At 53.1% G+C, this 22,572-nt stretch carries 16 protein-coding genes; 10 read left to right on the forward strand and 6 right to left on the reverse strand.

Annotation, left to right across the window (positions count from 1 at the left end; translation table 11 throughout):
• Positions 1–500 precede the first annotated feature (500 nt).
• Positions 501–1,622, forward strand: coding sequence for a JmjC domain-containing protein (locus NWP14_RS21870; RefSeq protein WP_375215981.1), 1,122 nt, complete (start codon positions 501–503; stop codon positions 1,620–1,622).
• Between the two features lie 49 nt (positions 1,623–1,671).
• On the opposite strand, the gene NWP14_RS21875 is transcribed toward NWP14_RS21870, so the two are convergent.
• On the reverse strand, positions 1,672–3,120 hold the full coding sequence (locus NWP14_RS21875) for a Cu(+)/Ag(+) sensor histidine kinase (protein ID WP_331850151.1): 1,449 nt from the start codon (positions 3,118–3,120) through the stop codon (positions 1,672–1,674).
• On the reverse strand, positions 3,110–3,793 hold the full coding sequence (locus tag NWP14_RS21880; RefSeq protein ID WP_045853224.1) for a copper/silver response regulator transcription factor: 684 nt from the start codon (positions 3,791–3,793) through the stop codon (positions 3,110–3,112). Before NWP14_RS21880 ends, NWP14_RS21875 begins: the two co-directional genes overlap by 11 nt.
• A gap of 170 nt (positions 3,794–3,963) precedes the next feature.
• Between NWP14_RS21880 and NWP14_RS21885 the strand changes: the two genes are divergently transcribed.
• The 4 genes from NWP14_RS21885 to NWP14_RS21900 are packed head-to-tail and all read left to right on the forward strand — an operon-like array spanning position 3,964 to position 10,199.
• A complete protein-coding gene (locus NWP14_RS21885; protein ID WP_346430476.1) occupies positions 3,964–5,349 on the forward strand; it encodes a Cu(I)/Ag(I) efflux RND transporter outer membrane protein in 1,386 nt (461 codons plus the stop codon).
• 29 nt (positions 5,350–5,378) lie between these two features.
• A complete protein-coding gene (cusF, locus tag NWP14_RS21890) occupies positions 5,379–5,726 on the forward strand; it encodes a cation efflux system protein CusF (RefSeq protein WP_095104134.1) in 348 nt (115 codons plus the stop codon).
• Between the two features lie 25 nt (positions 5,727–5,751).
• The gene (locus NWP14_RS21895) at positions 5,752–7,035 is read left to right on the forward strand and encodes an efflux RND transporter periplasmic adaptor subunit (protein ID WP_375215982.1); all 1,284 of its coding nucleotides are present in this window, start codon (positions 5,752–5,754) and stop codon (positions 7,033–7,035) included.
• 11 nt (positions 7,036–7,046) lie between these two features.
• Positions 7,047–10,199 carry a CusA/CzcA family heavy metal efflux RND transporter gene (locus tag NWP14_RS21900; RefSeq protein ID WP_375215983.1) on the forward strand — a complete coding sequence of 1,051 codons (3,153 nt, stop codon included), beginning with the start codon at positions 7,047–7,049 and terminating at the stop codon, positions 10,197–10,199.
• A gap of 65 nt (positions 10,200–10,264) precedes the next feature.
• Here NWP14_RS21900 and yjeJ read toward each other — a convergent pair whose 3' ends face one another.
• The 4 genes from yjeJ to NWP14_RS21920 form a co-directional block, all read right to left on the reverse strand.
• Positions 10,265–11,113: a YjeJ family protein gene (yjeJ, locus tag NWP14_RS21905; RefSeq protein ID WP_346430479.1), complete on the reverse strand. Its 849-nt coding sequence runs from the start codon at positions 11,111–11,113 to the stop codon at positions 10,265–10,267.
• Positions 11,110–13,254, reverse strand: a complete 2,145-nt coding sequence (locus tag NWP14_RS21910; protein WP_095104142.1) for a peptidase domain-containing ABC transporter — start codon at positions 13,252–13,254, stop codon at positions 11,110–11,112. Before NWP14_RS21910 ends, yjeJ begins: the two co-directional genes overlap by 4 nt.
• Positions 13,247–14,530: an HlyD family secretion protein gene (locus NWP14_RS21915; RefSeq protein WP_375215984.1), complete on the reverse strand. Its 1,284-nt coding sequence runs from the start codon at positions 14,528–14,530 to the stop codon at positions 13,247–13,249. The genes NWP14_RS21910 and NWP14_RS21915 overlap by 8 nt, the downstream gene beginning before the upstream one ends.
• Before the next feature lie 61 nt (positions 14,531–14,591).
• Positions 14,592–14,933, reverse strand: a complete 342-nt coding sequence (locus NWP14_RS21920) for a hypothetical protein (RefSeq protein WP_331850156.1) — start codon at positions 14,931–14,933, stop codon at positions 14,592–14,594.
• Positions 14,934–15,928: 995 nt separating this feature from the next.
• Between NWP14_RS21920 and NWP14_RS21925 the strand changes: the two genes are divergently transcribed.
• From NWP14_RS21925 to NWP14_RS21945, 5 genes are all read left to right on the forward strand, one after another.
• Positions 15,929–16,495 carry a fimbrial protein gene (locus tag NWP14_RS21925; RefSeq protein WP_095104550.1) on the forward strand — a complete coding sequence of 189 codons (567 nt, stop codon included), beginning with the start codon at positions 15,929–15,931 and terminating at the stop codon, positions 16,493–16,495.
• A 61-nt stretch (positions 16,496–16,556) separates the two neighbouring features.
• Positions 16,557–17,246: a molecular chaperone gene (locus NWP14_RS21930; protein ID WP_095104148.1), complete on the forward strand. Its 690-nt coding sequence runs from the start codon at positions 16,557–16,559 to the stop codon at positions 17,244–17,246.
• A gap of 29 nt (positions 17,247–17,275) precedes the next feature.
• Positions 17,276–19,822 carry a fimbria/pilus outer membrane usher protein gene (locus NWP14_RS21935; protein ID WP_331850157.1) on the forward strand — a complete coding sequence of 849 codons (2,547 nt, stop codon included), beginning with the start codon at positions 17,276–17,278 and terminating at the stop codon, positions 19,820–19,822.
• 13 nt (positions 19,823–19,835) lie between these two features.
• Entirely contained in the window at positions 19,836–20,897 is a 1,062-nt protein-coding gene (locus NWP14_RS21940) for a fimbrial protein (RefSeq protein WP_375215985.1), read from the forward strand.
• A 458-nt stretch (positions 20,898–21,355) separates the two neighbouring features.
• Positions 21,356–22,279 (forward strand): transcriptional regulator, encoded by a 924-nt coding sequence (locus tag NWP14_RS21945; RefSeq protein WP_375215986.1) that lies wholly within the window; start codon positions 21,356–21,358, stop codon positions 22,277–22,279.
• The last annotated feature ends 293 nt before the right edge of the window (positions 22,280–22,572 follow it).

Raw genomic sequence — 22,572 nt, forward strand, 5'->3', positions numbered from 1 at the left:
TGAGTGCCCACACAGATTGTCTGATAAATTGTTAAAGAGCAGTGCAACGCGGCTTTCGCTCAGCGTTGCGAGGTGGCGTATATTACGCTTTCCTCTTTCAGAGTCAACCCTTTAATTCAGGATTTTTTCTCTTCCGACCCGGCTTAATCTGTGAAGTTGTTCACATTTGCCGTGTCAGTGGGAGCGCATTATAGGGAGTTCTTTTGGTATGGCAAGCCTTAAAATACAAAAAACCTATCAAGCGCTCATTATTTGAACTTATCCATCCATATCACAAATAGCCGAAACCGCTAAAACCCAGACCTGGCGCGGCCTGCGCCTCATTTCAGACTAAATGCCAATTTTTCAAAAAATGCATGGCGGCCAGCATGCAGATAGCCGCCTCTGGCTTAGCGGAGCCACAAACGGCGGATTAAGCAGCCGCTTTGACTCACGACAAAGCGCCCTCGCTTCACACCTTTCTATAATCAGGGCCGTTTCTTCCTTACTGGTGTGAATCTATGGCTTATCAACTGAACATTAACTGGCCCGAGTTTTTAGAGAAGTACTGGCAAAAGCAGCCGGTAGTATTAAAGAATGCTTTCCCGAACTTCGTCGATCCGATCACCCCGGACGAGCTGGCCGGTCTGGCCATGGAACCGGAAGTCGACAGTCGGCTGGTTAGCCTGGTGAACGAGCAGTGGCAGGCCAGCAACGGGCCGTTCGAACATTTTGATGGCCTGGGCGAAACCGGCTGGTCGCTGCTGGCGCAGGCGGTAAACCACTGGCATATGCCCGCCGCCGAGCTGGTTCGCCCGTTCCGCGTGCTGCCTGACTGGCGCCTGGATGACCTGATGATCTCCTTCTCGGTCCCGGGCGGCGGCGTTGGCCCGCATATCGACCAGTATGATGTCTTCATTATTCAGGGCATGGGCAGCCGCCGCTGGCGCGTGGGCGACAAGCTGCCGATGCGTCAGTTCTGCCCGCACCCGGCGCTGCTGCACGTCGATCCTTTCCCACCGATTATTGATGAAGACCTCGAACCGGGCGATATCCTTTATATCCCGCCAGGATTCCCGCACGACGGTATCACCCACGAAACGGCGCTGAACTACTCCGTTGGCTTCCGTGGGCCAAACGGTCGCGACCTGATCAGCAGCTTTGCCGACTACGCGCTGGAAAACGATCTTGGCGGTGAGCACTACAGCGATCCGGACCTGACCTGTCGCGAACATCCCGGCCGGGTAGAAGAGTATGAGCTCGAACGCCTGCGCGGAATGATGATCGACATGATTAGCCAGCCGGAGGACTTCACCCAGTGGTTCGGCCGCTTTGCCACCACCCCGCGTCACGATCTGGACATCGCGCCGGCCGAGCCGCCTTATGCAGAAGAAGAGGTTGTTGATGCCCTCAACGGCGGCGAAACGCTGGCCCGCCTGAGCGGCCTGCGGGTGCTGCATATCGGCGACAGCTTCTTTGTGAACAGCGAAGCGCTGGAAATCACCGATGCCGAGGCGCTGGATGCGCTGTGCCGCTACACCTCACTGGGTAAAGATGAGCTGGGCAAAGCGCTGCACAACCCTGAATTTATCGCCGAGCTGACGCGCCTTATCAACCAGGGTTACTGGTACTTCGAAGAGTAAGCCTCCCAAAGCCTGGCACCGCCAGGCTTCTTTTTATGGCCTGCTTTTATTACGCCCGTTTTGGCAGCATCAGAATAAAGCGGGTTGCGCGTACGTCGGACTCCACCGCCACGCTGCCGCGGTGCGCCGTGACGATTGATTTAACGATCGCCAGGCCAATGCCGCTCCCCTCGCCTTTACGCTGGCGGGAGGGATCGACGCGGTAGAATCGGTCGAAAAGCCGCGACAGATGTTCCGCAGGGATCGGCGCTCCCGGATTCTCAACGATCAGCTGAACCTGGTCATTGGCCTCCGTCAGATGAACGGTGACCGCCTGGCCGCCAGGCGTATAGCGAATGGCGTTAGAGAGCAAATTACTCATCGCCCGGCGCAGCATCAACGGATCGCCAACCACCCAGCAGGCGCTGCCGCTAAAGTGCAGGGCCACTTCCCTCTCCTCGGCCCAGGCTTCAAAGAAGTCGAAAACCTTGCTGACCTCGTCGGCCAGATTCAGCGCTTTTAGCTCCGGAATCAGTTGATTATTGTCAGCCTGCGCCAAAAACAGCATATCGCTGACCATTCGCGACATCCGCGAGAACTCTTCCAGATTGGAGTACAGCACATCCTCCAGCTCTTTCTGGCTGCGGGTCTGACTGAGCGCGATCTCCGTCTGGGTCACCAGGTTGGTTATCGGCGTGCGGATCTCATGAGCAATATCCGCGGAAAAGTTGGACTGACGGGTAAATACATCCTCTATACGTTCAAGCATATGGTTAAACGACAGCACCAGCCGCTCCAGCTCAATCGGCACAGACTGCGGGTTTAAGCGCACGTCGAGGTCGCGGGAGGTAATGTTTTGAATCTGTCGGCTGACCCGGCGAATCGGCTTATGTCCGTGATAGACCACGAACAGCACAATAAAGATGATAAGGATGCTGATAATCGTCGCCGCCGAAATCAGCCTCGCCTTCAGATCGTTAATATAGTGGAGATGGAAATCGATCGACAGGGCCATAAGCAGGTGATAGGCCGGCCTGCCGTCCGCCGCACGGCTAAGCGGCAGCATAATCAGCCGCCAGGAGCGGGTCTGCATCTGGTGATTGTCATGGGTTAACGCCCGCGGATGCGGGTCTACCCACGAGATGACGTTGCCATCCTGCAGCCTGGCGGCGAGCCCCGGCGTACTCATGATATGGCTGAGGTCCGGGCCATTCGGCGACTGGAAAAGGATCTTGCCGCTGCCGTCATCGAGGCAAATAAAAACGTTGGCGTAGCCATCGATCACGTTCTTTAAGATCTCCAGCCGCCGCGCCTGTGGATAGTCGGCATGGTTGAGCACCGTCTCAAGGGTGGTGGCCAGCTGCCTGAGGTCGTGGGCGTCACGCTCTTCAAAATGCGCCTTTACCGAGTGGATCATTATCCAGGTGAAGGCGAAAAAGGCCACTATCGTCGCCAGGCTGATAAAAAAGGTCAGCCGCGTCGCCAGCGAAAAAGGCCGCTGCAGAAGCTTAATCGCCATCCGGCACCTCAAGCACATAGCCGACGCCGCGCACGGTCTGGATGAGCTTAGGCTCAAAATCATTATCTATTTTGCCCCGCAGCCGCTTCACCGCCACGTCAATGGCGTTGGTGTCGCTGTCAAAATTCATGTCCCAGACCTGAGAGGCGATCAGCGAACGGGGCAGAACTTCCCCCTGATGGCGGATAAAGAACTCCAGCAGCGTAAACTCTTTGCTGGTCAGCGTGATGCGTGCGCCCGCGCGGGTCACCCTGCGGCTGACCAGATCGAGCGTTAAATCCGCCACCTGGAACTGGCTCTCAACGATCGTCGCCGCCCCGCGGCGCAGAAGCGTCCTTACGCGCGCCAGCAGCTCGGCGAAGGCAAAGGGCTTCACCAGATAATCATCGGCCCCGAGCTCCAGCCCCTTCACCCGATGCTCAACGGTCCCCAGCGCGGTCAGCAGCAGGATCGGCATGCCCTTATCGGCGGATCGCAGCATTCTGACGATATCCCAGCCGTTCACGTCCGGCAGCATGATATCGAGGATCAGCAGGTCATAATCGCTGGTCATCGCCAGGTGATAGCCATTCAGACCGTTATCCGCCAGATCGACAACAAAACCGGCTTCCGTCAGCCCTTTCGTCAGGTACTCGCCGGTTTTCATCTCATCTTCGACGATCAAAATCTTCATCACCTGCTCCTTCACGCGACTGTGGTGCGGGTTTCCAATTTTAGAGGAGCCAAACCGGATAGCAATGAATTCTCAGGAAAATGACAGCTTTGTCATTTTCCCGTCACGCGTCAAACAGACGCCGTTGCGTAAAGTACAGGCATTCTCTGATAGCCGATAAACCTGCCACTATGCGCCAGTTAAAGCTCATTTCGCTCAGCGTTATTTTCATTCTGACGGGCTGTATCTCCTTAGCCCCGGACTACCGCCAGCCGCCCTCGCCGGTGCCGCAGCAGTTCTCTCTCAGCCAGAACCAACTGGTGACGCCGCCTGCAGGCTATCAGGACACCGGCTGGCGCGCCTTTTTCGCCGATCCGCAGGTTAAATCGCTGATTGCGACCGCGCTCGTCGATAACCGGGATTTGCGCATGGCAACCCTTAAAGTACAGGAAGCGCGGGCGCAGTACGGCGTGACCGATGCCGATCGCTATCCGCAGCTGAGCACCGCCGCGAGCAGCACCTACGGCGGGAAGCTCAAAGGCGATACCACCACCAGCAGCGACTATCAGGCCGGGCTTAACCTCAGCTTCGATCTCGACTTCTTCGGCCGCCTGAAAAACATGAGCGAGGCGCAGCGGCAGACCTTTTTCGCCAGCGTAGAAGCCCAGCGCGCGGTGCACATCTTATTAATTTCAAACGTTTCGCAGAGCTACTTCAACCAGCGGCTGGCCGCAGCGCAGCTCGCCGTGGCGCGTGAGACGTTACAAAACTACCGCCAGTCCTACGCTTTTGTAGAGAAACAGCTGCTGACCGGCAGCAGCAGCGTGCTGGCGCTGGAGCAGGCGCGCGGGGTGATTGAAAGCACCCGCGCCGACATCGCCAGGCGGGAAGGCGAGCTGGCGCAGGCCAATAACGCCCTGCAGCTGCTGCTGGGCAGCTATCAGCGGCTGCCGGACGACGCGGCCGACAGCGCGGCGGATATTCACAGCGTCAGGCTGCCGCCCGCCCTCTCCTCGCAGATCTTACTCCAGCGTCCCGATATTTTAGAGGCCGAGCACGGGCTGCGGGCTGCGAACGCCAATATCGGCGCCGCGCGGGCGGCCTTCTTCCCGTCGATTACGCTAACCAGCTCGCTTTCCGGCAGCAGCGCCGACCTCTCCAGCCTGTTTAATCCGGCCAGCGGGATGTGGAATTTCATCCCTAAAATCGAGCTGCCGATATTCAACGCCGGGCGTAATCAGGCCAATCTCGATGTCGCCGAAATCCGCCAGCAGCAGTCGGTGGTGAATTACGAACAGAAAATCCAGAACGCCTTTAAAGAGGTGGCCGACGCCCTGGCCCTGCGCCAGAGCCTGGCGGATCAAATCAGCGCCCAGCAGCGCTATTTTGCCTCCCTGCAAATCACCCTGCAGCGTGCCAGAACGCTCTATCAGCACGGCGCGGTCAGCTATATCGAAGTGCTGGACGCCGAACGTTCGCTGTTCGCCACGCAGCAGGCCCTGCTGGATCTCAACTACGCCCGCCAGGTTAACGAAATTCAGCTCTTTACCGCCCTCGGCGGCGGCTGGCTGGAATAAACCATTATTGAATATCAGGAGTGTTAATCATGAATCATGTCGCAAAAACGGTCATTTTGGGCCTTCTTATGTCTGCAGCGAGCTTCGGCGCCCAGGCTGCCGGGCACCAGCATGGCGAAATGATGTCCGCCGCGCCAGCCGCCGGGCAGACGCAGCTCATCAGCGCGACCGGTGAAGTTAAAACCATTGATATGGAAAGTAAAAAAGTCACTATCGACCATGACGCCATCCCGGCGGTGAACTGGCCGCCGATGACCATGCGCTTCACCATCACCCCGCAAACCCAGCTTAACGCGATTAAGCCCGGCGATAAGGTCACTTTCACCTTTATCCAGCAGGGCGGCCTCTCCTTATTACAGGATATCCACGTTAACTAATAAGGTGTTCACGGAGCGCATTACGATGGTCTCTCTAAAACTTAAAACCGCTGCGCTCATTATCAGCAGTATGTGTCTTGGCGGCGTTATTGCAGCGGGCCTGTATATCGGGCTTTCGCCCGTCCACCCTGCGGGCGACGCGGAGCCAGCCGCCGGGCAGGCGCGTAAAGTCCTGTTCTGGTATGACCCGATGTACCCCAATACGCGTTTTGATAAGCCGGGAAAATCGCCGTTTATGGATATGGACCTGGTGGCCAAATACGCCGATGAAGAGGCCCAGCCCTCGGCCGCCCCGGGCGTACGCATCGACCCGACGCAAACGCAGAATCTGGGCGTCAAAACCGCCGCCGTCGCGCGCGGGCCGCTAAGCTACGCCCGGACCTTCCCGGCCAACGTCAGCTATAACGAATACCAGTTTGTCATCGTCCAGGCGCGCTCGGCGGGCTTTATCGACAGGGTCTACCCGCTGACCGTCGGCGATAAGATTAAGCAAGGCACTCCGCTGATTGACCTGACCATTCCGGACTGGGTCGAGGCACAGAGCGAATATCTGCTGCTGCAGGAAACCGGCGGCACCGCCACCCAGGTGGAGGGGATCCTCGAGCGGCTGCGCCTCGCCGGGATGCCGGATGACGATATCCGCCGCCTGAAGGCGACGCGCAAAATTCAGACCCGCTTCACCCTGAAAGCGCCGATTGACGGCGTGATTACCGCCTTTGATCTACGCGCCGGCATGAACATCGCCAAAGATAACGTGGTGGCCAAAATTCAGGGCATGGACCCGGTGTGGATTAGCGCCTCGGTGCCGGAATCCATCGCATGGCTGATTAAAGACGCTTCGCAGTTTGTCCTTTCCGTTCCGGCATGGCCGGACAAAACCTTCACCATCAGCAAATGGAGCATTCTGCCCGGCGTGGATGCGGCTACCCGCACGCTGCAGCTGCGTCTGCAGGTCGATAACCCGGATGAAGCGCTGAAACCGGGAATGACCGCCTGGCTGAAGCTGAACGCGCAAAGTCAGCCGATGCTGCTGATCCCGTCGAAAGCGCTGATCGACAGCGGCGAGGAACAGCGGGTCATCACCGTGGACGGCGATGGCCGCTTCGTGCCGAAACGGGTCGAGGTCTTCCAGCAGTCCGGCGATATGACGGCGATCCGCTCCGGTATTCGCGAAGGAGAGAAGGTCGTCGCCAGCGGCCTGTTCCTGATTGATTCCGAGGCCAATATCTCCGGCGCGCTGGATCGGATGCGCGCCCGGCCGACCGCCGCGGCGCCGAGCATGCCGGATAACGCGGCGCATGCGCACTAAGGAGATGACAAATGATTGAATGGATTATCCGTCGCTCGGTGGCCAACCGCTTTCTGGTGATGATGGGGGCGCTGTTCCTCAGCATCTGGGGGGCGTGGACCATCGTCCACACGCCGGTGGACGCCCTGCCGGATCTCTCTGACGTCCAGGTGATCGTCAAAACCAGCTACCCCGGACAGGCGCCGCAAATCGTTGAAAACCAGGTCACCTGGCCGCTAACCACCACCATGCTGTCGGTGCCGGGAGCCAAAACGGTGCGCGGCTTCTCGCAGTTCGGCGCTTCCTACGTCTACGTGATTTTTGCCGACGGCACCGATCCCTACTGGGCGCGCTCGCGGGTGCTGGAATACCTCAACCAGGTGCAGGGCAAGCTCCCGGCCGGCGTCAGCGCCGAGATGGGGCCGGATGCCACCGGCGTCGGCTGGATCTATGAGTACGCGCTGGTCGATCGCAGCGGCAAGCACGACCTCGCGGAGCTGAGATCGCTGCAGGACTGGTTTTTAAAATACGAGCTGAAAACCATCCCGGACGTTTCGGAAGTGGCGTCGGTGGGCGGCGTGGTTAAAGAGTATCAGGTCGTGGTCGATCCGCTGAAGCTGACCCAGTACGGCATTACCCTGTCGGCGGTGAAATCGGCGCTGGATACCTCCAACCAGGAGGCCGGCGGCTCTTCCGTCGAGCTGGCGGAAGCCGAGTATATGGTGCGCGCCAGCGGCTATCTGCAAAGCCTCGACGATTTTAACAATATCGTGCTGACAACCGGCGACAGCGGCGTGCCGGTATATCTGCGCGACGTCGCCAGGGTACAAATTGGCCCGGAGATGCGCCGCGGCATTGCCGAACTGAACGGCGAAGGCGAAGTGGCCGGCGGCGTGGTGATCCTGCGTTCCGGTAAGAACGCCCGCGAAGTCATTTCGGCCGTAAGAAGCAAGCTCGCGTCCCTGCAGGGCAGCCTGCCGGAAGGGGTTGAGGTGGTCACCACCTATGACCGCAGCCAGCTGATCGATCGGGCCATCGACAACCTCAGCGCGAAGCTGCTGGAGGAGTTTATCGTCGTCGCGCTGGTCTGCGCCCTGTTCCTGTGGCACATACGCTCGGCGCTGGTCGCCATTATCTCTCTCCCGCTCGGCCTGTGCTTCGCCTTTATCATGATGCATTTCCAGGGGCTGAACGCCAATATCATGTCGCTCGGCGGGATTGCGATTGCGGTGGGGGCGATGGTCGATGCCGCCATCGTGATGATAGAAAACGCCCATAAGCGGCTGGAGGAGTGGGATCACCAGCATCCTCAGCAGCGCCCCGACAACGAGACGCGCTGGAAAATCATCACCGACGCTTCGGTGGAGGTCGGCCCGGCGCTGTTTATCAGCCTGCTGATTATCACCCTGTCGTTTATCCCGATTTTCACCCTCGAAGGGCAGGAAGGGAAGCTGTTCGGCCCGCTGGCGTTTACCAAAACCTGGTCGATGGCCGGGGCGGCGCTGCTGGCGATCGTGGCGATCCCGATCCTGATGGGATTCTGGATCCGCGGCAGGATCCCGGCGGAGAACAGCAACCCGCTCAACCGTTTTCTGATCCGCATTTATCACCCGCTGCTGCTGAAGGTGCTGCGCTGGCCGAAAACGACCCTGCTGGTCGCGGCGCTGACGATCCTGACGGTCATCTGGCCTCTCAGCCGGGTGGGCGGCGAGTTTCTGCCGCAGATCAACGAAGGCGATCTGCTGTATATGCCGTCGACGCTGCCGGGGATTTCCGCCTCGCAGGCGGCGGATATGCTGCAGAAGACCGATAAGATGATCATGACGGTGCCGGAAGTGGCCCGCGTGTTCGGCAAGACCGGTAAGGCCGAGACCGCCACCGATTCCGCGCCGCTGGAGATGGTCGAGACCACCATTCAGCTCAAGCCGCAGAATCAGTGGCGCCCGGGGATGACCATGGAGAAGATCGTCGAGGAGCTGGATAAAACCGTGCGCCTGCCGGGACTCGCCAACCTGTGGGTGCCGCCGATCCGTAACCGGATCGATATGCTCTCTACCGGGATCAAAAGCCCAATCGGTATAAAGGTCTCCGGCACCAATCTCGCCGACATCGACGAGAGCGCCGAGCAGATTGAAGCCGTGGCCCGCACCGTGCCGGGCGTCACCTCGGCGCTGGCGGAAAGGCTGGTCGGCGGACGCTATCTCAATATCGATATTAACCGTGAGAAGGCCGCCCGCTACGGCATGAGCGTCGGCGACGTGCAGCTGTTCGTCTCGTCGGCCATCGGCGGCGCGATGGTGGGCGAAACGGTGGAAGGCGTTGAGCGCTATCCGATCAACATCCGCTACCCGCAGAGCTATCGCGATAGCCCGCAGGCCCTGCGCCAGCTGCCGATCCTGACTCCGCTGAAGCAGCAGATAGTCCTCGGCGACGTGGCGGAGGTGAAGGTGGTGACCGGTCCGTCGATGCTGAAAACCGAAAACGCCCGCCCGACCAGCTGGATCTATATCGACGCCAGGGATCGCGACATGGTTTCGGTGGTTCACGATCTGCAGCAGGCCATCGCCCAGGGAGTGAAGCTGAAGCCGGGGACCAGCGTCTCCTACTCCGGCCAGTTTGAGCTGCTCGAACGCGCCAACCAGAAGCTGAAGCTGATGGTCCCTATGACGCTGATGATCATTTTCGTGCTGCTGTACCTGGCGTTCCGTCGCTTTGGCGAAGCGCTGCTGATCATCGCCAGCGTGCCGTTCGCGCTGGTCGGCGGCATCTGGTTCCTCTACTGGATGGGGTTCCATCTGTCGGTGGCGACCGGCACCGGCTTTATCGCCCTCGCCGGGGTAGCGGCGGAGTTTGGCGTGGTAATGCTGATGTACCTGCGCCACGCCATTGAAGCGGAGCCGTCGCTGGAAAACGCGGAAACCTTCAGCGCAGACCGGCTCGACGAAGCGCTATACCAGGGCGCGGTGCTGCGCGTGCGGCCAAAGGCGATGACCGTGGCGGTGATTATTGCCGGTCTGCTGCCAATTTTATGGGGCACCGGCGCCGGTTCCGAGGTGATGAGCCGCATCGCCGCGCCGATGATTGGCGGGATGATCACCGCCCCGCTGCTGTCGCTGTTTATTATTCCGGCGGCCTATAAGCTGATGTGGCTGTACCGGCACCGACGCCCGGCGCAGCGCGCATAACCGAGCGGCGAGCGGGCCGGCTCGCTATCCGTCCCGCTCGCCCTCGCCGACTTATCAGGAGGAAACTAGCACGTTGATGGAGACATCTTCGTCACTCGATGCTGGATATGCGCCCGGAGCAGTTTCTCCATTTCCTCTTCTCTCACTTCGGGAGCAATTTTTTCACACGCAAAGGCCAGCGTTCGCTGCCGGTAAGGAGCCAGCAATGGGTTATTATTTACTAATAATTCACCAATCGCCTTAATCCGGCTCGGTTCAAGCTCCGGCAGCGCTTTAATGATTGCCCCGCATGGAATATCGCCATCCTCCTGGATCATAACCAGCGAATAAAAATCGCTGAAGGCTGAGAATTTCCAGGCCGGCACGTTAAATTTATTATAGTTAACTCCGCTGCTGCCGATATTGGCAAAATCGACGGTATAGAACGGAATAAAATCATTTGCCTGCAGGGCCAGAGAAACAAATGCTGCATCCCCGGTCTTGTGTATCGTCGCCAACAGCAGGTTCAGCAGAAACTCCATCTGTGTAACCGTCAGATCCACAGATATCACCTCCTCATTTTGCAGAAAGAACAGAAAAGTGACCCTATCCTGACGATATTTCATCACGAAATCGGTCACCCGAAGCGCGACATTGGGATTCTGTATCTCATCAAGCGTGACGGAGAGCGTGCGATTGTTTAACCGTTCTGTATCAGCGATGGTGCGTGCTCTGATGCTTTCAGGGTCCTCGCGGAACACCATCTGCAGCCTGCGGTAACCGCAAAAAACAGCAAAAACCAGGTCCTGTACCCGATCCGGCGGAAGGTACATGAGCGTTTCCGCAATCAAGACGCTTTGCATCTTCAGGGCCAACGCCAGCACGGCGTCGGGTGATTTAATGATCCCGGTATTAATGCCCGTTAAGATGTTCATAAAATAGTCTCCGTAGTAAGCTGCTGTGGCAATAAGGTAAGTTTCGCTAAATCAATGATCCGATCGGCACAGGCGATGGTTGAAGGACGGTGAGCAATAATAATCCGGGTGATGTTTAAAGATTCAATTGCCGCGTTGACCATCTTTTCATTATTAATATCAAGATGACTGGTGGCTTCATCCATAAATAGAATTTTCGGTTTTTGGTAGAGCGCCCGGGCAATAAGCAGGCGCTGCTTTTGACCGCCAGAGATCCCGGCGCCAAGCTCGCCGATAATCGTTTCATAGCCCATCGGCATGCGCAGAATCTCTTCATGAATATTGCATTTCATCGCGCAATCAACGATCAGCGTCTGATCCACCTCATCATCAAAGCCCGAAATATTATCGGCAATAGACCCGGAAAACAGGCGGTCTTCCTGTAATACGCAGGCAATGCTGCTGCGGAAGTTATTAATGCCGATTTTGTTAATATCAAAACCGCCAATAAATATGTCCCCCCGCTCGGGCGTTAGCAGACCAGACATAACTTTTAGTAACGTAGTTTTACCGATGCCTGACGCACCGATCAGCGCCACGGATTCTCCTGCGGCAACGCTGATATTGACGTTAGAAAAAACCGGTTTTGACAGCCGGTCGTACTGATACGCCAAATTCTGCACTTCTAAAGAAACGCCGATATCATCTGCAAAAATCTTTCTTACCGGCGACTCAGCCTCCGGTTCGCTATAAACAATTTCTGAAATGCGCTCGTTATGTAGCGACAGCATTTTCAGCTGCATAGTGAGATCGATGAGCGCCGCGGCGCGCTGCGCAAACTGACCGCGATAGGCGTTAAACGCCATAAACATACCGATGGTCATCGTGTTCTCCATAACCATCTGCGCGCCCAGCCATAAAATGACAACCTGATCGGCCGAGTTAATGAACGTATTAATGCCGCCAAACAGCATATCGAAACGCGTTTGCTTCAGACCGGCGTTACTGACATCGATATTGGTATTCAGCCAGTGCTGTGAGCGCCTGTTTTTCAGGTTAAGAGATTTTATCGTCGCGATGCCGTACAGCGACTCCATAAAATGCGAGCCCGAGCGCGCACGCTTGACGATTAACTCTTCATTGATGGCACGATAAAATTTATAGGTGATCGCGCGCATCGCGGCGTAGCAAACCGTGAACCCCAGCACAACCCACACCAGCCAGCCGCCGTACAGACTCAGCATCACAAGCAGGCCGATGGTCATGATCGAGTCAATAATTCCGCTGACGATGCTGTTGGTGAAGGTTGAACGAATGGTATCCAGGGAAGCAAAGCGCGACTGTATATCCCCCAGCTGGCGCTTTTCAAAGAAAGCCAGCGGCAGACCGATCAGATGATCAAAAAAACTCGTTTTCCACTGCACGTCGGTCAGCGTATTCAGCTTTAGTGAGACCCACGCGCGGAGCATACTGACCCAGGTTTTAAATATCGTAAAAAACATTAGCCCGACGCAGATGACCAGCAGCAGGTTTTCATCATGTGCGGTAATAACATGATCGGTAACAACCTGCGTGCCCATAGGCAGCAGCAAATTCACCGTTTCAATCACTATCGACAGCATCAATATTTTCGTTAGCGCTGACTTCAGGCCAACAATGTTATGCATTAACTCCCGCAGCTTCAGCCGGGAGCGCTGCTTTTCCTGAATGAAGCCGCTATCAGGCCATGCCTCAAGCGCAATACCGCTGAAGTTTTCTGATATTTCCTTATGATGAACCACGCGTCGCCCAAGCGCCGGATCGTTAATAATAAAGCGCTTACCTTTTACCGCGACCAGCACGACAAAGTGATTTAATGACCAGTGCAGTACGCAGGGCAGACGGAGTTCCCCGATCTCTTCAATATCCAGGGATAGCGCGCGCGTTTTCAGGCCAGCCTTCTGCGCAATCGTCGCCAGGGCATTTAACGTCGTCCCCTGCGATGAGGAGCCGTAGATATTGCGAAAGTTGAACAGATCGATATCTTTACCGTAGAACCCACAAATCATTGACAGGCAGGCATTGCCGCACTCCGTTGACTCAGACTGTATAATAACCGGGACTTTATTCTTAATTGAAAAGTTGATCCGTCGAAAAATTGAATCAAGCACGTCTTTATTCATCGTTGGGTCCCTTAAGGCTCTGAACTACTTTATATACTGGTGAGAACAGCCACTGATAAAGCGGCCTTTCCTCGGTAAAAACGATACTCTTCGCCTTAAGGCCATTAGATAGCACAAGCGTTCTGTTCTTATAAACAAACTCTTTTTCTTTAATTTTGATAATTGCTTTGTAGAGCGTGGGCGACGTATTGCTATTAGCCTGGCTATTGCCATAGTCAGATAATTCCCGGCGGGTAACCGGCATTGATGAGATGGACATCACTTTGCCAGAAAATTGTCCAAACTTATCTGAAGGAAAAGCATCGTAGCGGATATTAACGGTATCGCCGATTTTGACATAAGGTAAACTGTTATCGGGGAGCCATAGCAGTAAATAATAGTCAATACCGCTAAGCTGCTTGACCTGGGCTAAGCTGCTCCCGGCCTCTATCATTTGGCCACGCGTAACGGCGATCGACTCCACCCGGCCATCAATCGTGGACTTAACTAAAATTCTTCCGCTCGCGCTGTTTTCAATCAGCTGCGTTTGCAGGTCTCTCAGCTGGCTGTATTGTGACGTAATCTGATTATCAATCTCAGCGGTTTTTACCGTTAAATCGCTACGGGTCTGGGTGAGCTGCAGTTCTATCTGCATTTTCTGCGATGATAATGACTGAAACGCATTTTGCTGCTGGACGAATAGAGAGTGCTGGTTATTGTACTGATCTTTATTGATCAACCCGCGCTGCAGATAACCGCTATAGCTCTGCAGCGAATTCTCAATATGTGAAAGACCTTTTTTTGCCGTCGTCAGCATTTTCTCGGTTTCATCAAGGGAGCGCTCATAGCGCTGAATCTGGCGACCCGTTGTGCCAATAAAATCATCTTTGTTCGTTTTTAGTTTTTTGATGATATCTTCAACATTGACAATTTTGGCTTTCACCATTGAAACATTGGTATCACTAACGTTGCCGCCGTCGGTGTTTTTGGATACATCAAGCTCAAATAACACGGCACCTTTCTTAACAACATCACCAACCCGGACATACTGTTTCGAGATCGAGCCAAGCTGCGGCGAGGAGATATTAAGAGGATGGGGCAGAGTGATAACCTCGCCGACGACATCAATTCTTTTGGTATATTTAAAAAAGCAAAGCATGGCGATAATGATAACTAAAAAAGCAAGACAGCATGCGGAGACTATCAGCGGCGAAACGCCCCCGAACAGAATCACTCGCCCTTTCCAGTAGCTTCGCTGATGTTCTATCGCTTCCTGTCTGAACAATCTTTTACCCATGAGTACCTGACCTGATATAAAAAGGCCCGACGCATCGGGCCAGAAGAAAATCAATTCAAAATCATGGTTTAAAGGTACCGTCAAGGAAACCATCGAGCAGCGTTTTGGTATATTTCCAGGTCTCCTCGTAACCGACAATCGCCCCGCCGATACCGCAGGTGATGCCGCCGATAATACCGCCGACGATCATGCCAACGCCCTGACCAATCGTACCAACACCAAGGACCCCGCCGCCGTCGCCGCCGTGTGTACCACCAATAGTGGCTCCCGCAGCGAAACCGGCAACCGCGCCCAGCGTTGCGCTGACTACCGCTTCACCGATATTGCCAAAAATACTCCAAGGGCTGCTCCAGGAGTAAGCCCCCGAAACGGCATTCATTTCTTCAAGAGAAAGTACCTTCATCACTATTCCTTATCTATTTAAGTTGTATATTCCAGATGGTATAAATTTATCAATCACATATGCTGTGCTGATGGGAGGCTATTTTCGGCACTTCCTGTAAAAAAACAACTTTAGTTTCATGAATAATCCACACTTAAGAATAAAATAAGAAATAAAAATATGAATAAGAAGCGCATTTATCATCAGGAAAAATAGTTGTCCGGATTTAATCTGTTCTTTGCAACCCTCGTCCATTCCTATAGCGTCCCCTTCATACCGCGACTCTGATAACAGAGCAGGCCAGGCGGGTTCTACCGCGAGGGGCGCGCGACAGGCATTGTTAATTTTTCTGAATCACAAAAAGAAAGATGATCTTTATTATTATTAACAATGAGATAGAAATTATTCGATAGAAGGAATGGCTGAAACGTCAACGCCGCTGCCGAGCTCGAACGAGTATCCTCAGTCCGCACCGGCGATCTTCTCATCTTTTAATCTGCTGAGTACAAGAACTTTCAGCGTGTTACCGTAGTCGATAACGGTGATATTACCGCCACCATTAATAATAAACAGGAAGGTAATCAATCACGTTACCACGATTATTATAAGCGTTTCACTAACGCCAATCCTAAAAATATCGACACTGATTCAGTCTGTCAGGCAAAATCGTACGAAATCTTTGTAGATATTAACTTTGTTTAACTTGATCGCTTATCCCTGCAAATAATATTTCGCGTTACTCGGCCCGTCAGCCCCTGCTATGAGTACACTTTCCACCGTTCAGAAAAGCCGCTATACCGGCCAGACAGTCAGCTTTTAATGTGTGTTAAGTTTTATTGAAAAAAATTCAGATGAGTATTTTAACAGACCATGATTAATATAGCGGCACTTACCCATGCAGGCCGTAAGGGTTGAAGAGTAAGTATATATGGATACATACAGGATAAGTTTCTGAGGTCATGTTTGGTCTCTTTCCTGTAATTAATAATTTAACTTTAAATGAATGGATTAAACGGATGAAAAAAACAATTCTGGCTATGGTTATTACTGCCTCTGCGGCTTTCAGTGCTCAGGCTTTGGCAACGAACCAGGCTGAAGTCACTATCCTGGGCGAAGTAGCAGACTCTAAGACTTCCTGCGTCGTGACCCCGACGGGTACCCTCAACAACGGTATCGTTAAGTTAATGACCGTGACCACTGCTGAAGCAACCGGTCAGTCTGTTAATACATTATTTAAAAACCAGCAATTTGGTTTCCGGGTTAGCGACTGTGCTATCGGCGGCGCAGATGAAAACAACGTTACCGGCCTGAGCGTTAAAGTCACCGGGACATCCTCTTCTACTCCTGACATTCTGGACAACACTGCCGTTAACGGCGCTGGAAACATCGGTATCGGTATTCAGAAACTGAGCAACAGTGCCCGTATCAAATTCGATGGCACTGCGGTTACCGAAGCCTACACCCCGCATCAGGCAACCAACCTGGAATATCTTGCTGGCTATGTGAAAGTCAACGCGGCAAACCCGGTTACTGAAGGCCCGGTTAAAGGCGTTGCAACCTTTACCATTGATTACACCATCTAATTAATTTTCAAGGGGCCTGCTAATCCAGCTGGCCCTTTTAATTAAATGTTGAAGGAATCTAATGTACCAGATGATGATCAAGGCAATCATTGCCTTCGCCATGATACTGAGTGGCTTTGCGCATGCAGGAATTGTTATCGAATCAACTCGCTATCTTTATAAAGAAGGCGCTCGTGAGATATCTGCGCAAATTGATAATAAAGACGAAATGCCTTATCTGATCAAATCGTGGGTTGAAGCACCAGAGGGGAAAGCGCCCGCATTTATGGTCACACCGCCTCTTTTTCGCCTGGAGATGAAACAGAAAAACACCGTCCGTATATTCTCTACTGGCAACATCAATGCCCCCACTGACCGTGAATCATCTTACTTTTTTAATATTATGGCCATCCCACCGTCTGATGATACCTATGCGAACAGCAATACGATACAGCTAGCCGTCCGCCATCGCATGCGGCTGATTTACAGGCCAAAAGCGTTAGCCGAGTTATCCAATAATACCGAAGCCGAAAAAATAGAGTGGCGCAAGACAGGTAATCGGCTAACCATAAAAAACCCGACGCCATTTTTCTTCTATTTTAGAAACGTACAGATCGGCGCTAATGAATATCAGGCAGTAATTAAGTTTATTGAACCATTTTCTTCAAAAGCTATAACGTTAAAAGATAACGGCAATGCTACCAAAGTAACGTGGAAAATAGTGAATGATTATGGAGGTGCAGGTTCCCTCTATTCATCGAGATTGCCATAAACAGTTCGCATTTATAAATGGATGTTTTTATGCCAATAGAACACAGAGATACCTTCAGGCTATCTACGCTCTGCATAGCTATTATTACTATAATGACGGCGAGCATTCACACTACGGTGAACGCGCGTGAATTCTTTGATCCCGCATTTATTACATCGGCTAATGGAGGTGATGCATCCAACGTTCCCGACCTGTCCATTTATCAGTCGGTCAACGCTCAGGCGCCGGGAGACTACCGGGTTGATATCGTTTTTAATGGTCGCTATCTGGAAACCAAAAACGTTAAGTTTGTTACGACCGAACGCGGCAGCAGGCTGGATAAAAAGCTAAACCTTATCCCCTGCTTCACGCTGGACACACTTTCTCAGTATGGCGTCAGAGTTAAATCATTCCCCGAACTGAAAGAGAACGAAAAAGGCTGTGCCAACTTCGATATTATTCCTGACAGCAAAACCGTTTTCGATTTCACCGCCCAGCGCTTAGATATCTCCACGCCCCAGGCCGCGATGAGCACGGTAGCCAACGACTACATCCCACCGGAAAAGTTTGATGACGGCATAAACGCCATGTTTGTGAACTATCAGTTTAACGGTTCGCAGGATTATAAAAGCGATAATGAATACTATGGCCTGAATCTGGAATCCGGGATAAATATCGGCCCCTGGCGCGTCAGAAATCTTGGCATATGGAACAAAAGTAAGGGAGAGTCAGCTCATTTTGATTCCGCTTATCTTTATCTCCAGCGCAGCTTGCGCTCCATCAGCAGCAACCTGCTTCTCGGCGAAAGCTCTTCCTTATCCGGCATATTCGATAGCGTCCCCTTTTCCGGCGTGCAGCTGGCGACGGATACCAGCATGCTCCCGGAGAGTATGCGCGGCTATGCCCCGGTGATCCGCGGTATCGCTAAAACCAACGCCCGGGTGGTGATCAAACAGAACGGCTATCAGGTTTACCAGACCTACGTCGCACCTGGCGCGTTTGAAATTACGGATATGTACCCCAGCGGCGGGAGTGGCGATCTGTATGTTACGGTTGAAGAGTCCGACGGCTCGAGACAGAACTTTATCGTTCCCTTCGCGGCTCTGCCGGTCATGCTGAGGGAAAATCAGTTCGAGTATGAAATCACCTCGGGGAAATACCGGCCTTACGTCGGCTCCATTAATGAAACCCCTTTTACGCAGGCCACCGCCAAATACGGCGTATCAACCAGCGCAACGATTTTCGGCGGTATGCAGGCATCGGCAAAATACCAGGCTCTGTCTACCGGCCTGGGGTATAACCTTGCCAGCCTCGGCGCCCTGTCGGCCGACGTGACCCAGGCCTGGTCCAAAAAACGCTATGACGATAAAACCTCCGGCCAGTCGTGGCGCGTACGCTACGGTAAAAATATTATCGAAACCGGAACCAATTTTACCATTGCGGGTTATCGCTACTCGACGAAAGGGTTTAACACGCTGTCTGAAGTGCTTAATACTTATTCCGATGACGGACGTTATTACTCGGCGCGTTCTTTACGCAATCGTACCAACCTGACGCTAAATCAGAGCCTGGGAAAATCACGAGGGAGCCTGTCTATTAGCGCGCTGATCGAAGATTACTGGGATAACAAGCGTACCAATAAATCATTAAGCCTGGGCTATAACGGCGGTTGGCAGGGTATTAACTATTATCTGGGCTATAGCTATAACCGCTATACCTGGGGTTCACACGGTTCCAGCTACGAGGCGCGAAACGATCAGCGTCTCGCGCTAACAATTTCCATACCTCTGAGCAACTGGCTGCCAAATACCTATGCAAGTTATCAGATCACCGAGAGTAGCCCAGGGTCTACGGATCAGTATGTTTCTTTAGGCGGCATCGGGCTGGAAAACAATAATCTTGACTGGGATATCCAGCAGGGTTACAGCAATCGTGAGCACTATAGCGGCGACGTCAGGGGAACCTATAACGGCTCGCGTGGAAGCGTGAACGTCGGCTACAGCTATGACAAAAACAGCCGGCGGATCGACTACGGCGCCAGCGGCAGCCTGATCGCGCATGCGGACGGAATAACGTTTGGGCAGAATATCAGCGATGCGGCCGTGTTAATCAAAGCCCCGGGTCTGGATAACGTCAGGCTCAGCTCGGATTCAACGATCTTCACGGACAGTCGCGGCTATGCCATCGTTCCCTATATTACCCCCTACCGCAGTACCGATATCACTCTGGACAGCACATCCTTTGGCGACGATATGGAGCTGATGCAGACCACGCAGCAGGTTGTCCCCACCCGCGGCGCCATTGTGCGCGCAAACTATGACGGGAATATTGGGCAACGGGCATTTATTCGCCTTAAAACCCCCGCAGGCCGCGAGGTGCCTTTTGGCGCGATGGCCACGCTTGCCGGCGCAGCCAAATCCCAGGCCAGCATCGTGAGCGACGCCGGCATGGTTTACATGACCGGCCTGCAGCCAACGGGTGCGCTGACGGTCAGCTGGGGGAAAAATGCGGGCCAGAAATGTACCGCCATCTATACCCTGTCTGCAGGCCAGAAGAAAAATTCCGGAGTCAGCCAGACTGAAGCCCTGTGTCGATAATGATCATAAAGAGATGAGTGAAATGAAAAAAATGATTGTACTGCTGGCCGGAATATTTTTCTGCAGCGGGGTTTCGGCTGCACGGCTATGCACTTATACGCCTTCTGATCCCCATCAGAATGGCTGGGGAACGGAAGAACGACAGGGTATGACGCTGTACCCTAAGATATCAGCCGATCCTGCTCTTCCGGTAGGCGCAATTCTTTATAGCCGAACGATAGGCGGTATGAATTTGCATAACCGCCTGTATACCTGCGATCCGGGTGCGCAATATATCGTCGCCGTGAACAGGCCAGAGGTTCCGGGGTTGACCGTTCGCGGCATGCCGGTTTATGAAACCGGCGTTGCCGGCATTGGTATTCAGTTTAGCGATATATTCGCCAGCCGAATCGGCAAACAGATCGTCGGACAGGCGGGGAGCTGGCCAACGCCTTTTGGAAGCTCGTCAGAGTTCACCGCAACGCCGCACTTCTCTGCGTGGTTAATTAAAACGGGTCCCATTGATACCAGCGGGGCGACCAATATCAACGTCGAAATTGAGTTTCGCGTAGCAGACCCGGCCGACCTGGCATATGCAAGAAAAGGCGCGATCTACTGGGTAAACCCCAAAACAACAAGAGTTGCCTTTCGTAATGAGAGCTGCAATATCTCGCTTAAAGGGCCCGGCACGGTCAATCTGCAAACAATCGCTAAAAGCGACCTGCTGGCGCTTGCCCGCGGTGCGACAACCGGCAAAGGTAAAGCAATTGATATGAATATTACCTGCCCAAATGAGTTGCAAGGTAAGAAACTCACCTACTGGTTTAACCCGAAGGGATCGGTTGCCACCGATGTAGGGGTACTGGAAAATACCATCCCTGTAGTACCGGGCGGCGGCGGCGGTGCCAAAAACGTCGGGATCATTTTGAAAAAAGATAACACTCCGGTGAAATTTTTCGATACCGATGCCTACTCTATTCCATCCCTTAGCCTTAACCAGGACATCAGCTTTACCGCAGATTATTTCCGGATGAATGATGATATTTCAGATGGACTGGTCAAAGCGGCGATAGAGGTCGTAATCCAGGAGGATTAATCTCAAAATCCAGGCTACATACGCTGAATAATTCGGGTTGCAGGCCAAAAACGCTTCAGGCGTTTTTAAACAAAGGGATGAGACCGTAGTCCGGGTAACGCGGCAACTGAGGAAATACCCGGGAGCTTAGTAAACTAAGTGACCGGGAAGAACGAAGGAAGCCAGCGTACATTCAACTTGCATGTATCGCGAGTATATAATGCCCTCAGCAAGAGGGCTTAAACGATCGGGGCTGGTACGAATATTTTAAATAGTTTTACCAACGCCCTCCCACGTGAACCTTCACCTCCGGACGTTAACCGGTCGCCCGGGCCATGTGGCAAAACAGCTATCGTGACGTTTATTTTTAGCCAGACGTTACGTTCAAGCATGATTAAATAACATAATAATAATAAAATTCATTTTACAGCTATTATACTCACGTGCTTATGTTTGTCTTTTATCTGGGAGTTAATGAAATGGCAAACGGCAGCAATGAACTCTATAAATTATTAACGGACCTACGCGCCAATTATATCATTAATGAATGTGTAGAATTTCAACCAGCGACAAGTACCTTGCGTAATGTTCACAACCCGGAGCTTAAGGTCACGCTTAATTTACCCGCCGGTCGCTGTTTATTATTATTAATTAGTCATATCGGCAATGTCGTCACCCAGCAGGACTTTATGGATATCGTCTGGAAGCAAAGCGGTATGAGAGTGACCGCAAACGCCTATTATCAGAATATCTCGATTCTCCGCAGAGGCCTTACCCATGCCGGGTTAGAGGAAAATGTCATTATCACTCTTCCCCGCATTGGGCTGACCTTGGCCGCCGGCACACAAATCCGTAAATCAACCACGGACGCTTCCCCGGACTCAGGAAGCACCAGGAAACCGATCAACAGCACCTCGATCGCGGTGGTTAAGAACAGTAGCCATCAGGATTTAGAACGCTCATCGATGAGCATCGCCGATTATGGCTTAAAAAAAGAGCTGACATGGTCGGAGGCTGGCAACAATGCCCCTCCAGCCATTCTTAGCAGAGTGAAGAAATACAGGCCCGCGTTCACAGTAAAAAATGGCGTTCTTCTGGCGGTAAGCATCACTGCTATCTCAGCGCTTTTCTCATACATGGCGGGTATGAAAGAAAGCTATTTTGCTGACTATGAAACGATAACGTCTACCCAGCGCTGCCATGTTTTATCAGCGGAACCGGCATCCGATAGCCTGAAAAAAGAAGTGCTCAACAAATATGGCAAACATATAACCAGCGATTGCCGGAACTACCCTTGGGTATACGTGACGACAACAGCTGACCTCCCCAGAACTTCGATCATCCGCTGTAATAAACCATTCGCGCAATCGACTTCGTGTATTTCCGAATACTTCATTGAGTAATGACAAAAGCACTACACCATCATTTCACTACAACGGCGGATTAAAAGATAAAGGAAAAATCATGCCGGCGCGGGTCTTAACTTAATCTGATTTCGGACAATACGCTATCAGACTCATGCAGACGCGTAATGACAACCCGGCGATTTCCGCCTCCGTTATTGATGGAAAGAATGTCCTGTCCGTGATGACCTGACAAGACAGGCTCGTTGATTCAATATAATTATATAAATAAGACTTTTCGCCAGGAGCCAGAGTATGCAGCACTTAATCTATCACTTATACTTTTGTCTAAA

This window comes from Klebsiella sp. C349492, from assembly GCF_042055345.1.
Classification (GTDB): domain Bacteria; phylum Pseudomonadota; class Gammaproteobacteria; order Enterobacterales; family Enterobacteriaceae; genus Klebsiella; species Klebsiella scottii.